This is a genomic window from Corynebacterium sp. LK2537 (genome assembly GCF_040946485.1).
Lineage (GTDB): Bacteria > Actinomycetota > Actinomycetes > Mycobacteriales > Mycobacteriaceae > Corynebacterium.
The window spans coordinates 135,102-147,362 of the sequence record NZ_JAYWLQ010000005.1; the positions used below are offsets into that span (position 1 = coordinate 135,102).

The window sequence follows — 12,261 nt, forward strand, 5'->3', positions numbered from 1 at the left end:
ATACCCAGCGGGCCTCGTCCTCAGCAGGTGAGAACTCCCCGAAATTGGGAGATTCGCGGAGCCAAAAGGCCCGAGAGTCCTTGTCCCTGGCAGGGATTAGTCGCGGTATTCCTCGGGGCCGTTGTTCAGCCAGGCGTAGACGCCGCCGATGAGGAAGCCGCCGCCGACCAGGTTGCCCAGCCAGACCAGGGTCCAGTTGAGCGCGACGTTGCCGATGGTCAGCGCAGCCGGGAGCGGATCCGAGCCGAAGGCGGTGAGCAGGAAGAGGCAGAAGTTAGCAATAACGTGCTCGAGGCCCAGGCCCACGAAGCAGGCGATGATGGGCACGATCATAAAGAACTTGGAGACGACCTCCTTGGCGAAGATGCCGCCCACGATGGCCATGTTGACCACGAAGTTGGCCAGGATGGCCTCGACGAACATGCCCTGCGGGGACTTGGTCAGCTTGCCCTCGGACAGGGTGACGATGAGGTGGCTGGGGTCCATCCCGGAGAATTTCGCCGACATGCCCATGGCCGCGGCGAAAAGAATCACGCCCACCAGGTTGAAGAAGGTCGTGACGATAAGCAGCCAGAGACCCTTACCCCACGAGACCTGCTTGTTGACCGCGCCGTAGACCATGTACATCATGTTGCCGGTGGCCAGGTCAGCGCCGAGCACCACGATGGCGAACAGGCCCAGGCCGAAGAGCATGGCGAAGACCGGGGTGCCCAGGCCGGGCGCGAGCTGCTCCACGGCGTTGCCCACGACGCCCGCGAAGGCGGTGCCCACGGTCAGGTAGACGCCCGCCAGGGTGGAGCGGCCCGCGAACCTGCTGAAGGACTTATCCAGCAGGGTCACTTTCTTATTGACGGCCGCGGCGGCCGAATCATTCAACGACATTGATTTCCTTTACTGCGGTTACGCGGAAGGGGCCACGCGGGCCTAGTACGCATAAAATTTTAAGACTATTTCCAGCACTTACATAATCAGGGCGCAAAGATTTTCCAGACACCCCAACCGTGTCTTTTGCAACTCCAGTCACTCCAGGCACTATGGTTGTGTATATTCGTTCCGCTGGCCCGGCCGGCGGACTCCTTCCCCTCTCCCCGCCCTATCCCTTTTCGGAGCCACCTCGATGCCGAGCCACCCACACACCAGTGCCTGGGCCGCCTTGCAGGCCCGGGGCGATGCCGCCCGCCCAGATTCCCGCTCCGCTACCCGCCCCCGACCGGAGGCCGACGGCCCCCGCCGCCGTCCCCGCCGGCGCACGGATGCCACCCCGCAGCAACACCCTTTGGCCTTCCCGCAACAGGAGGCGCCCGCGGCTACGCCGGCGAGCACCCAGGTAGACACCGCCGAAAGCACTGCCGGTCCCAGACTGCTCCGCGCGTGGTCCAACAACGGCGCGGTCCGCGTCGCCGTCGGCGTGGTAGCTACGGTCGCGCTTATCTTCTCCATCCAGCGCACCGTCGATACCCCGGAGGAAATCACCCAGGCCCCGCAGCTGTCGGCCCACGCGGGCGAGGCCCCGGCTATCGCCCCGTCGCCGGCGCAGGAGATGTATGTTCCGGCGGTAGGTATTCACGCCAATTTCGACGCGGAGCCCTGCCGGGTTAAGGACGGCGCCATCGATCCGGAGAACATGGACACCGCGTGCACGTATACCGCAGATAACCGCCCCTATTCCCTACCCGGCACCACCGCCGAGGACCTCGTGGTGGTCGCCGGCCACACCGGCGCGGGCGTGCCCGGGGTCTTCGACAACCTCTACGACGGCGGCAGCGACGAGCACCGCATCAACGTGGGCGACAAGCTCTACCTGCGCACGGCAGCCTCCGGCGACGACTGGCTGGTCTATACAGCCACCGACCTCCACGATCCCGACAAGGGCGGTCTGGCTGACGATGCCTCCGTGTGGGGCGACGGCCCCCAGCCCGGGCGCCTTTTGACCATCAGCTGCATCCAGCCCGCTAACCTGTGGCAGCCGGCTGTCCGCAACGCGGTCGTGGGCTGGCAGCTGGAATCCGTGGTCAGCCCCGACGCCGGCAGTGATGCGCCGGACCAGGTCTCCCCGGACGAGGTTCAACCCGTGCCCTACCCGGGCAAGGAGCCGGCCACGCTCTAGAGCAAACTGGGGCCCGAGGCCCGCCCGCGGCACTGCCCCAGCACAGTTGTCTATACCCCCGAAACCTACCCCCAGCGAAAATCGCGAGTCCTAAATAATACCTTTTCGCCGGAAAGATAGCACTTCGCCACGCCGAAAACTGTTCGAGCCTCCACCAAGCTGGAACTTCATCTAGCACCCGTTAAGGCACCCGCCGCGCTGTCTACGCTTTTAGGGCCAAAATTAGTGAGCCACTCTCAAAGTTACTGATGAGAAAATTGTTACTTGTTGTGACAAAAGGTGCGCTTGGGGCTAATCTCAATTTCGATGGCGCCATGGTCCCCTATTCGAACTTGGCGCCTAGTCCCATCACTCTCAAGGAGAACCTCTCATGCAGAAGCTCACCCGCACCCTGACCGCCGGCGTTATGGCCGCAGCTCTTACCCTGGGCGGCACCGTCGTGGCTCAGGCCCAGGAAAACCCGATGACGCTCACCGTCGACGGCACGGAGTACTACAAGAACGCCGACGGCAAGTACACCTCCGGTTTCGGCGAGGATGCCACCGAACTGACCGGCGCGGAGCTCGACAACGCCCTGAATGCGTGGCGCGAAGAAAACGGCTTCACCTCTGAAGGCGAAGCAGGTGACACCGGCGAGGAAGGCACCCCCGAGGGAAACGAGGGCATCCCGGCCCCGGCCACCATTGAGGAAGAGGGCACCACCTGGTACCAATCCACCCAGGACAAGGGCGTCTACGTCGACGACCCGGCCAAGGTCAACGAGCCGATCACCGACGAGATGCGCGCTGCTTCTCAGGCCATGCTGGACAACCGCGCCGCCCGCTTGGAGCACGGCGACAACGAAGGTATCCCGCTTCCGGCAGAAATCACCCATAAGGACGGCGTGACCTGGTACCAGTCCACCCAGGACAAGAGCGTCTACGTCGACGACCCGGCCAAGGTCAACGAGCCGATCACCGACGAGATGCGCGCTGCTTCCGATGCCATGCTGGCCGAGTACAACAAGCAGCAGGCGGAGGAAGAAAAAGACTACTCCAAGCTGGCTTGGCTGGCCCTGCCGGCAGCCCTCATCATCGGCGGCGTGACCTGGTACCTGATGCAGGACGGCAAGACCTACACCCAGGACAAGGCCCGCGTGAACGAGCAGCCGACCGCAGAAGAAAAGGCTGCCTCCGAGGAGCTCCTGGCCGCTAACAAGGACGAGGTCATCGCCCAGGGCGGCAAGCTGGACGAGGCCGCCTACGCCGGCGCCGGCGCCCAGGGTGTCGGCACCGCCCAGGACACCGCCACCGCCCCGCGCGGTATGGCCGCTGAGACCGGCTCCAACACCGTGGCACGCGGCCTCATCGCCCTGGCCGTCGTCGCCATGGCGGGCGCCGCCGCCTTCGTGGCCCGCCGCAAGTTCTTCGCCTAATAGCGCGAAGCCGAAAACACTAAAGCTCCCGTAACCACCAACGTGGCTACGGGAGCTTTTCTCTGCCCAGCCCAGCGCTCGTAAGCAGCCACTAGCGCCCGGCGGGCGGCTATGAAGCTCTCTACCTACGGACATCATACCGCGTATACACCGTCGAGCGCACAGGTTACGACGAAATGCCGCAGTGGGATGAGGGCCTCAACTAAAGAACGAGACAGAGACAACAAAGAAGAAGACATAGAAGAACCCCGGCCGGTACTTCGTTTGAGTACCGGCCGGGGTTCTTGCTTAGCCCGAGTTCCTAGCCTTGGTTCGGCTGAGAACTCGGCTAGCTACCTTACTTGAACGGGAAGCCCAGCTCGCGCAGGAGCTTGCGGCCCTCGTCATCGTTGGTAGCGGTGGTGACGACGGTGATGTCCATACCACGTGGGCGATCGATCTTGTCGATGTCGATCTCGTAGAACATGGACTGCTCGGACAGGCCGAAGGTGTAGTTGCCGTGGCCGTCGAACTGCTGATCAGACAGACCGCGGAAGTCGCGAATACGCGGCAGCGCGATGGTCAGCAGGCGGTCCAGGAACTCCCACATGCGGTCGCCACGCAGGGTGACGCGGGCGCCGATCGGCATGCCCTCACGCAGCTTGAAGTTTGCGATGGACTTGCGTGCGCGGCGCAGCTGCGGCTTCTGGCCGGTAATCAGGGCCAGGTCTTCCAGTGCACCGTTGATCAGCTTGGAGTCACGGGCAGCGTCGCCGACGCCCATGTTGACGACAACCTTGGTCACGCCCGGAATCTGCATGACGTTGTCGTAGTGGAACTCCTCGTTGAGGGTGTTCTTGATTTCGTCGCGGTAGCGCGCCTTCAGGCGCGGGGTGTAGTTCTCGCTCATGTTTAGATGTCCTTCCCGTTGCTACGCGCGATACGGACCTTCTTGCCGTTTTCGTCGAAACGGTAGCCCACGCGGGTCGGCTTGCCCTCGGAGTCCAGGATCGCAACGTTGGACACGTGGATCGGAGCCTCCTGGGTCACGATTCCGCCGGACTCAGCACCGCGCTCGTTAGCGGAGTTGGCGACGTGCTTCTTGATGCGGTTGACGCCCTCGACGAGGACCTTCTCGCGCTTCGGGTATGCCTCGATGACCTTGCCCTGGGCGCCCTTGTCCGGGCCCGAGATGACAACGACCATATCTCCCTTATGAATCTTCATAAGACTAGATCACCTCCGGGGCGAGAGAAACGATGCGCATGAAGCGCTTGTCACGCAGCTCACGAGCAACCGGCCCGAAGATACGGGTACCGCGGGGCTCGCTCTCACCCTTCAGGATGACAGCAGCGTTCTCATCAAAGCGGATGTAGGAGCCGTCCGGACGACGGGTTTCCTTCTTGGCACGGACGATGACGGCCTTGACGACGTCACCTTCTTTAACGTTTCCGCCTGGTACGGCTTCCTTGACAGTAGCGACGACAACGTCACCGATGCCAGCGAAGCGACGTACGGAGCCGCCGAGAGGACGGATGACGAGCAGCTCTCGTGCACCCGAGTTATCGGCGACGCGCAGGCGCGATTCTTGCTGAATCACTATGGGTCTCCTGACCTGGATTAACGTGCGACAAGATTTCCGTCCTTGCCACACCTGGTCTACTTACATGATTGGAGCTAAAGCCTTACAACGAACATGTCGAGGGGTCTCGGGCTGCGGTTCGGAACGCACCGCGCGCCGACCAAGCTTTTAGCAACCCTAATATTCAACCACATGCCGGCCCCTTAACTCAAATCCCTGATCTTTTCATTCTCCAACACGCCGCCGGGGCGTTTGCGCTGGTGCGGCGGCTGGCCTATGCAAAAAGCCCGCAGCCAACCAGATGGTTGCTGCGGGCTTAAATCGCTTAATCGCGAAAGGGCTAGGTTTTACTTAGCCTTCTCGACGATCTCGACGAGACGGAAGTGCTTGTCCTTGGACAGCGGGCGGGTCTCGGCGATGCGGACGCGGTCGCCGACGCCGGCGATCTCGTCTTCGTCGTGCGCCTTCACCTTGGAGTTGGAGCGCATGATCTTGCCGTACAGGGCGTGCTGCTTGCGGTCTTCGAGCTCGACGACAATAGTCTTCTGCATCTTGTCAGAAACCACGTAGCCGGTGCGGACCTTGCGGGCGCCCTTTTCCTTCTCCTTCTTCGGAGTCGGTTGCTTCTTGGATTCAGTCACGTTTGCCTCACTCATGATTAAGCCTCAGCTCCCGGAGCAACGGACAGGCCCAACTCGCGCTCACGCAGAACGGTGTAAATGCGGGCGATGTCGCGCTTTACAACGCTGACGCGGCGGTTGTTGGTCAGCTGGCCAGTTGCCTTCTGGAAACGGAGGTTGAACAGCTCTTCCTTCGCATCCTTCAGGCGGTTTTCCAGCTCGGAGTTGTCGAGCTCGCGGAACTCGTGGGCGGGGGTACCGGTAGCCATTAGAACTGGTCCTCCTTCTTGATGATGCGGACCTTGCACGGAAGCTTCTGGCCGGCACGGCGCAGAGCCTCAACAGCAGTGGCCTCGTTCGGGTAGCTCATCTCGAAAAGAACGCGGCCCGGCTTAACGTTAGCCACCCACTTCTCGACCGGGCCCTTACCGGAACCCATACGAACGCCGAGCGGCTTCTGGGTCAACGGACGGTCCGGGAAGATGTTGATCCACACCTTGCCACCGCGCTTGACGTGGCGGTTGATGGCAATACGTGCGGCCTCAATCTGACGGTTGGTGATGTAAGCCGGCTCCAGAGCCTGGATGGCGTAATCACCGAAGTTGATGCGGTTACCGCCCTTGGAGACACCGCGCCGACCCGGGCGGTGCTGACGACGGTACTTGACGCGCTTAGGAATCAGCATGGATTAGCCCTCCTGCTTCTGCTGTGCGCGCTGACGGCGCTGGCCGCCACGGCGGGAACGACCACCACGGTCGCGGCCGCGGCCCTGCGCCGGAGCGTTCAGTTCGGATTCGCGTACGCCGCCGACAACGTCACCCTTGTAGATCCACACCTTGATGCCGATGCGGCCGAAGGTGGTGTGGGCCTCTGCGGTGCCGTAGTCGATTTCCGCACGCAGGGTGTGCAGCGGAACGCGGCCTTCGTGGTAGCGCTCGGTGCGGGACATCTCAGCGCCGCCCAGACGACCAGAGCAGAGGACCTTGATGCCCTTGACCTGCGGCTGGCGCATAGCGGACTGGATGGCCTTACGCATGGCGCGGCGGAAAGCAACGCGGTTGACCAGCTGCTCAGCGATGGACTGAGCAACCAGGGTGGCGTTGGCGTCGACCTGCTTGACCTCGAGGATGTTGAGGGCAACCATCTTGCCGGTGAGCTTTTCCAGCCCGCGGCGGATGCGGTCGGCCTCAGCACCGCGGCGACCGATCACGATGCCCGGGCGGGCGGTGTGAATGTCGACGCGGACGCGGTCACGGGTGCGCTCGATGACGACGTCGGCGATGCCGGCGCGCTCGAGGCCCGTGGACAGGTACTCGCGGATCTTGATGTCTTCGGCTACGTACTTTGCGTAGTCGTCCTTATCGGCGTACCAGTGGGTCTTCCAGTCGGAAGTGATGCCCAAACGTAGGCCGTGAGGATGGATTTTCTGGCCCATTACTTGGCCCCTTCCTGCTGGCTCTCGACCACCACGGTGATGTGGCTGGTGCGCTTACGGATCATGAATGCGCGGCCCTGGGCGCGCGGCTGGAAACGACGCATGGTCGGACCCTCGTTGGCGTAAGCCTCGGAGATGACCAGGGTCTTCGGGTCGAGCCCGAAGTTGTTCTCAGCGTTAGCAGCGGCCGAGGCAACGACCTTAGCGACCGGCTTAGCAGCGCCCTGCGGGGCGTACTTCAGGATAGCCAGTGCCTCGGATACGGACTTACCGCGTACCAGGTCGATAACGCGGCGCGCCTTCATCGGGGTTACGCGGACGTAACGGGCCGTAGCGCTGGCGTTGGTGATGGTGTCACTCATCGCTTATCGACGTCCCTTCTTGTCATCCTTGACGTGACCCTTAAAGGTCTTGGTGGGGGCGAACTCGCCCAGTTTGTGGCCGACCATGGAGTCGTCGACAAACACCGGCACATGCTTCCGGCCGTCGTGGACGGCGAAGGTGTGGCCAATGAAGTCCGGCAAAATGGTCGAACGGCGGGACCAGGTCTTGATGACCTGCTTGGTGCCTGCCTCGTTCTGAGCATCTACCTTGTTGAGGAGGTGCTCATCGACGAAGGGGCCCTTCTTTAGGCTGCGTGGCATTTTTTACCTCCTCTTAGCGCTTCTTGTTCGGGCGACGACGGCGCACGATCATGTTGTTGGAGTAACGGTTCGGGTTGCGGGTACGGCCTTCCTTCTGGCCCCACGGGGAAACCGGGTGGCGACCACCGGAAGTCTTACCCTCACCACCACCGTGCGGGTGGTCGACCGGGTTCATAACAACACCACGGACGGTCGGGCGAACGCCCTTCCAACGCAAACGGCCGGCCTTGCCCCAACGGATGTTCATCTGGTCAGCGTTGCCGACCTCACCGACGGTAGCGCGGCAGCGGATGTCCACGCGGCGGATTTCGGAAGACGGCATACGCAGGACTGCGTACTTGCCTTCCTTACCCAGCAGCTGGATAGAAGCACCAGCGGAGCGGGCCAGCTTAGCGCCAGCGCCCGGCTTCAGCTCTACAGCGTGGATGATGGTACCGGTCGGGATGTTGCGCAGCGGCAAGTTGTTACCGGTCTTGATATCGGCGTTGGCGCCAGACTCGACCATGGTGCCCTGCTTCAGGCCCTTCGGTGCGATGATGTAGCGCTTCTCGCCGTCCACGTAGTGGAGCAGAGCGATGTTTGCGGTGCGGTTCGGGTCGTACTCGATGTGAGCGACCTTTGCCGGGATGCCGTCCTTGTCGTTACGACGGAAGTCGATCAGACGGTAACGGCGCTTGTGGCCACCGCCGATGTGGCGGGTGGTGATGCGACCGTAGTTGTTACGGCCGCCGGTCTTGCTCAGGGGACGCAGCAGGGACTTCTCCGGAGTAGAACGAGTGATTTCCTCGAACTTAGACACGGAGGATGCGCGGCGACCCGGAGTTGTCGGCTTGTACTTACGAATAGCCATAATTCTTCCTTACTTCTCGACTTTCCTCTTAGGCGCCAGCGCCGAAGATGTCGATGGAGTCGCTGCCCTCACGGAGCGTCACGTAGGCGCGCTTGGTGGACTTGCGTCGGCCGAAACCGGTGCGGGTGCGCTTCAGCTTGCCCTCGCGGTTAACGGTGTTGACGGAGTCGACCGTCACGCCGAAGATCTGCTCTACGGCATCTTTGATTTGGGTCTTGTTGGAGTCCTTGGCGACGAAGAACGTGTAGACGTTCTGCTCCATCAGGCCGTAGGACTTTTCAGAGACGACCGGGGCGATAATGATATCGCGCGGGTTAACGGTCTTAGCCATTGTTGACCTCCTTGGCCTCGTCAGCGCCGTTCACGCGGGTGACGAAGGTATGCAGAGCCTCAACGGAGAACACAACGTCGTCCGCGTTCAGGACGTCGTAGGTGTTCAGCTGGCCAGCGTCCAGGATGTGGACGTTTTCCAGGTTGTTGGCGCTGCGGCGAGCGTTCAGGTCCTCGCGGCCGATGACCAGCAGCACGTTCTTGCGGTCGGTCAGGCGCTCGAGGAAGGCCTTAGCCGACTTGGTGGACGGCTTCTGGCCCGGAACCAGCTCTTCGATGACGTGGATGCGCTCGTTGCGAGCACGGTCGGACAGTGCGCCGAAGAGAGCAGCCTTGATCATCTTCTTCGGGGTACGCTGCGCGTAGTTACGCGGCTGCGGACCGTGCACGGTGCCGCCGCCAGTGTAGTGCGGGGCGCGGATGGAGCCCTGACGAGCTCGGCCTGTGCCCTTCTGGCGGAACGGCTTGCGGCCACCGCCGCGGACATCGCCGCGGGTCTTGGTGGCGTGGGTGCCCTGACGGGCGCCGGCCAGCTGAGCGGTGACGACCTGGTGCATCAAAGCGATGGATGCCTCGGTGTCAAAGATTTCAGCCGGCAGCTCCACGGAGCCGTTGGTCTTACCCTCAGCGGTCTGGACGTCTAGCTTAAGGTTGCTCATGCGTGTGCACCGCCCTTCACTGCGGTCTTAACGGTGACGAGTCCGCCGCGAGCACCCGGGATAGCACCCTTGATGAGCAGCAGGTTGGACTCGGCATCGATCTTCTGAACCTTCAGGTTTTGCGTGGTAACGCGGTCCTGGCCCATGCGGCCAGCCATGCGCTTACCCTTGAAGACGCGGCCCGGGGTAGCAGCGCCGCCGATACCGCCGACGCGGCGGTGAGCAGCCTGGTTACCGTGGGCAGCGCCCTGGCCGGCGAAGCCGTGGCGCTTCATAGCGCCGGCGTAGCCGTGGCCCTTGGTGGTGCCGGTGACATCCACGAAGTCAACGCCTTCGAAGATCTCAACGGTCACGTCCTGGCCGACCTCGTAAGCGGAGGTGTCGTCCATGCGGATCTCGGCCACGTGGCGACGCGGGGTCACGCCAGCCTTCTTGAAGTGGCCAGCGGCCGGCTTCTTAGCCTTGCGGGGATCCATGTCGCCGAAGGCGATCTGGATGGCGTTGTAGCCATCGGTTTCTACGGTACGAATCTGGGTGACAACGCACGGCCCAGCCTCGACGACGGTGACCGGCACAACGCGGTTCTCCTCGTCGAAGACCTGGGTCATGCCGAGCTTGCGGCCCAGAATGCCCTTGATCTCGTTTTCACTCATTAGTATTTCTCCACCAAAGTTCTATTCGTCGATCACTGAATGTTCACGTCGACACTTGCCGGAAGATCGATGCGCATCAGGGCGTCAACGGTCTTCGGCGTCGGGTCGAGAATGTCGATCAGGCGCTTGTGGGTGCGCATTTCGAAGTGCTCGCGAGAGTCCTTGTACTTGTGTGGAGAACGAATGACGGCGTATACGTTCTTTTCGGTCGGCAGCGGCACCGGGCCAACGACACGGGCACCCGTGCGGGTGACAGTTTCGACGATCTTCTTGGCAGAAGCGTCGATAGCCTCGTGGTCATAGGCCTTCAGCCGAATGCGGATTTTTTGTCCCGCCACGCTTATCCTCTTTCTCGCTTTCCCACTTTCACATACCCGGTTCTTCCGGGGCGTGAAGCGGTGGAAACTTGCTTCTCGATTTCTCTATAACGTTGTCCGGGCCAGGGGCCTGGGCGCAACGCCAGTTGTCTTGACTGCCATGACGACGAAGAAGTACTCGGCCTGGCAAAAACAGGCGCCGACTTCTTTTCGGGGTACAAGACCCGAAGTCAATTCAAGCTACTCGAGGACGGTTTTCACGCATTACACGTGGCAATCCGAACCGATTTACTATACTGCCGCTGTTTATTTGCCATGCCCCTTCTCCGGTTCTAATTCTCGGGATGTCTCTGCTCAAACGCGGACCTAGCCCGATCCTTAGACCTTCGTTAGCACCTGCCAGAGCAGGCCCTATGCGAAAGCGTCATGTTCGCCTTACCAGCGCCAGCGTCTTCCGCCTTCCCTGTGGGAACCCCGCCGTAGCTAAGTACTGCGGCCCTCCCGTCAGTCCGAAGGACACGCTGCCGTGTTAAAGCAACCCTTGTATTAAAGCACGTAGATTCGCTTTTTCCAAACCACTGCCCAAACAGTGCCAAAAATCACCTTTAAATAAAGATTTGTCTATCCCCGCATTAATAACGAGCCGGTTCCGCTAAATCTCCGTATACTTTGGGGCGTAAATAAAAGCCCATTATTGAAAGGGAAATAGCTGTGGCTAACAACACCGCAAACTCCGGCAAGAACTCCAACAACAACTCGGCTAACGAGACCAAGACTGACGTGACCAAGGTCCAGGATTCCGCTTCCCAGAACGCCCCGGCCCAGAAGGTCGGCGGCGAGGAGGTCTCCCGGCGCAAGGTGAACTCCAACCTGGAGACCGAGTACGGCACCACCACCATCGATGACGACGTGGTGGCCAAGATCTCCGGCATCGCCGCCCGCGAGGTCTCCGGCGTTTCCGCCCTGGGTGGCGGCGGCGCCCGCATGCTGGGCTCCATCCGCGAGTCCTTCGGCGCTTCCGAGGACGTCCGCCAGGGCGTGTCCGTTGAGGTTTCCGAGGGCACCGCTTCCGTCGAGGTCGCCATCATCGCCGAGTACGGCGTGGCCATCCACGAGCTGGCCGAGGCCATCCGCCGCAACATCATGAACGCTGTGGAGCGCATGACCGGTCTGAACGTTGACCGCGTCGACGTCATCGTCCACGACGTGAAGCTGCCGGAGGAAGACAACGACGACAACGAGCAGCAGGCCATCGCCGGCAACCAGGCGTAGTAACTCATGCCCAGCCCCCGTTCTCGCTTCCTCTTAGAGGCAGACCAGGCCCAAGGGCTAGCTGCAGCACTGGAAGGACTTCCCGGCGTCGCCGAGCTTTTCGGCGGACGCTTCGGGGAAGTCTCTCTGTATTTCCCGGGTCAACGCATCCCGGGCATCCGTCAACTGCACCAGCGCGACGAAACGCAGATCGAAATCCAGGTGGTCGCGGATCTTTCCCGCACTAGGGATCTCCACGATCTGGCCGACCGCGTGCGCGACAAGGCCCGGGAAACCGTTCCCGAGCTGCAACGCGTCGACGTCCGGATCGCTGATGCTGTCCCGAACGCCTCCGCTGTAGCGAACGCGGATTCTTCCGCTGCCCCGTCGGCTACTGGCCCGACCTCGTAGACGAGCAAA

Annotated in this window: 19 protein-coding genes; 4 read left to right on the top strand and 15 right to left on the bottom strand. The window is 61.9% G+C overall.

The features are described 5' to 3' along the window. Positions 1 to 96 precede the first annotated feature (96 nt). Positions 97 to 882 (bottom strand): formate/nitrite transporter family protein, encoded by a 786-nt coding sequence (locus tag VVS03_RS08205; protein WP_368521358.1) that lies wholly within the window; start codon positions 880 to 882, stop codon positions 97 to 99. A 235-nt stretch (positions 883 to 1,117) separates the two neighbouring features. On the opposite strand from VVS03_RS08205, the gene VVS03_RS08210 reads away from it, so the two are divergent. Both VVS03_RS08210 and VVS03_RS08215 read left to right on the top strand, forming a co-directional pair. Then, the gene (locus tag VVS03_RS08210; RefSeq protein ID WP_368534659.1) at positions 1,118 to 2,107 is read left to right on the top strand and encodes a hypothetical protein; all 990 of its coding nucleotides are present in this window, start codon (positions 1,118 to 1,120) and stop codon (positions 2,105 to 2,107) included. Positions 2,108 to 2,477: 370 nt separating this feature from the next. After that, a complete protein-coding gene (locus VVS03_RS08215) occupies positions 2,478 to 3,521 on the top strand; it encodes a hypothetical protein (protein ID WP_368534660.1) in 1,044 nt (347 codons plus the stop codon). 337 nt (positions 3,522 to 3,858) lie between these two features. Here the strand turns inward: VVS03_RS08215 and rplE are convergent, their stop codons facing one another. The 14 genes from rplE to rpsJ form a co-directional block, all read right to left on the bottom strand. Continuing rightward, on the bottom strand, positions 3,859 to 4,410 hold the full coding sequence (gene rplE / locus VVS03_RS08220) for a 50S ribosomal protein L5 (RefSeq protein ID WP_070768205.1): 552 nt from the start codon (positions 4,408 to 4,410) through the stop codon (positions 3,859 to 3,861). Positions 4,411 to 4,412: 2 nt separating this feature from the next. Further along, complete coding sequence (gene rplX, locus VVS03_RS08225; RefSeq protein WP_368534260.1) at positions 4,413 to 4,727, bottom strand: 50S ribosomal protein L24; 315 nt, start codon at positions 4,725 to 4,727, stop codon at positions 4,413 to 4,415. 4 nt (positions 4,728 to 4,731) lie between these two features. Next, positions 4,732 to 5,100 (bottom strand): 50S ribosomal protein L14, encoded by a 369-nt coding sequence (gene rplN / locus VVS03_RS08230; protein WP_070768203.1) that lies wholly within the window; start codon positions 5,098 to 5,100, stop codon positions 4,732 to 4,734. Positions 5,101 to 5,429: 329 nt separating this feature from the next. Continuing rightward, complete coding sequence (gene rpsQ, locus VVS03_RS08235) at positions 5,430 to 5,738, bottom strand: 30S ribosomal protein S17 (RefSeq protein ID WP_070768202.1); 309 nt, start codon at positions 5,736 to 5,738, stop codon at positions 5,430 to 5,432. 2 nt (positions 5,739 to 5,740) lie between these two features. Beyond that, positions 5,741 to 5,971 carry a 50S ribosomal protein L29 gene (gene rpmC, locus VVS03_RS08240; RefSeq protein WP_070768201.1) on the bottom strand — a complete coding sequence of 77 codons (231 nt, stop codon included), beginning with the start codon at positions 5,969 to 5,971 and terminating at the stop codon, positions 5,741 to 5,743. Further along, a complete protein-coding gene (gene rplP / locus VVS03_RS08245; protein WP_368520781.1) occupies positions 5,971 to 6,387 on the bottom strand; it encodes a 50S ribosomal protein L16 in 417 nt (138 codons plus the stop codon). The genes rpmC and rplP overlap by 1 nt, the downstream gene beginning before the upstream one ends. 3 nt (positions 6,388 to 6,390) lie before the next feature. Next, positions 6,391 to 7,137 carry a 30S ribosomal protein S3 gene (gene rpsC / locus VVS03_RS08250; RefSeq protein WP_070768199.1) on the bottom strand — a complete coding sequence of 249 codons (747 nt, stop codon included), beginning with the start codon at positions 7,135 to 7,137 and terminating at the stop codon, positions 6,391 to 6,393. After that, positions 7,137 to 7,499: a 50S ribosomal protein L22 gene (rplV, locus tag VVS03_RS08255; RefSeq protein ID WP_070768198.1), complete on the bottom strand. Its 363-nt coding sequence runs from the start codon at positions 7,497 to 7,499 to the stop codon at positions 7,137 to 7,139. The genes rpsC and rplV overlap by 1 nt, the downstream gene beginning before the upstream one ends. Positions 7,500 to 7,502: 3 nt before the next feature. After that, positions 7,503 to 7,781 (bottom strand): 30S ribosomal protein S19, encoded by a 279-nt coding sequence (gene rpsS, locus VVS03_RS08260; protein WP_040084843.1) that lies wholly within the window; start codon positions 7,779 to 7,781, stop codon positions 7,503 to 7,505. Positions 7,782 to 7,794: 13 nt separating this feature from the next. Then, positions 7,795 to 8,631 carry a 50S ribosomal protein L2 gene (gene rplB / locus VVS03_RS08265; protein ID WP_368520780.1) on the bottom strand — a complete coding sequence of 279 codons (837 nt, stop codon included), beginning with the start codon at positions 8,629 to 8,631 and terminating at the stop codon, positions 7,795 to 7,797. A 28-nt stretch (positions 8,632 to 8,659) separates the two neighbouring features. Beyond that, positions 8,660 to 8,962, bottom strand: a complete 303-nt coding sequence (gene rplW / locus VVS03_RS08270; RefSeq protein WP_368534259.1) for a 50S ribosomal protein L23 — start codon at positions 8,960 to 8,962, stop codon at positions 8,660 to 8,662. Beyond that, positions 8,955 to 9,620 carry a 50S ribosomal protein L4 gene (gene rplD / locus VVS03_RS08275; RefSeq protein ID WP_368534258.1) on the bottom strand — a complete coding sequence of 222 codons (666 nt, stop codon included), beginning with the start codon at positions 9,618 to 9,620 and terminating at the stop codon, positions 8,955 to 8,957. The genes rplW and rplD overlap by 8 nt, the downstream gene beginning before the upstream one ends. Beyond that, positions 9,617 to 10,273, bottom strand: a complete 657-nt coding sequence (gene rplC, locus VVS03_RS08280) for a 50S ribosomal protein L3 (protein ID WP_368520778.1) — start codon at positions 10,271 to 10,273, stop codon at positions 9,617 to 9,619. Before rplC ends, rplD begins: the two co-directional genes overlap by 4 nt. Positions 10,274 to 10,305: 32 nt before the next feature. Beyond that, complete coding sequence (gene rpsJ, locus VVS03_RS08285; RefSeq protein ID WP_003848085.1) at positions 10,306 to 10,611, bottom strand: 30S ribosomal protein S10; 306 nt, start codon at positions 10,609 to 10,611, stop codon at positions 10,306 to 10,308. An 837-nt stretch (positions 10,612 to 11,448) separates the two neighbouring features. Here rpsJ and VVS03_RS08290 point away from each other — a divergent pair. Both VVS03_RS08290 and VVS03_RS08295 read left to right on the top strand, forming a co-directional pair. Further along, positions 11,449 to 11,862 carry an Asp23/Gls24 family envelope stress response protein gene (locus VVS03_RS08290; protein WP_368520843.1) on the top strand — a complete coding sequence of 138 codons (414 nt, stop codon included), beginning with the start codon at positions 11,449 to 11,451 and terminating at the stop codon, positions 11,860 to 11,862. A gap of 6 nt (positions 11,863 to 11,868) precedes the next feature. Next, positions 11,869 to 12,252 carry a hypothetical protein gene (locus VVS03_RS08295; RefSeq protein ID WP_368534257.1) on the top strand — a complete coding sequence of 128 codons (384 nt, stop codon included), beginning with the start codon at positions 11,869 to 11,871 and terminating at the stop codon, positions 12,250 to 12,252. The last annotated feature ends 9 nt before the right edge of the window (positions 12,253 to 12,261 follow it).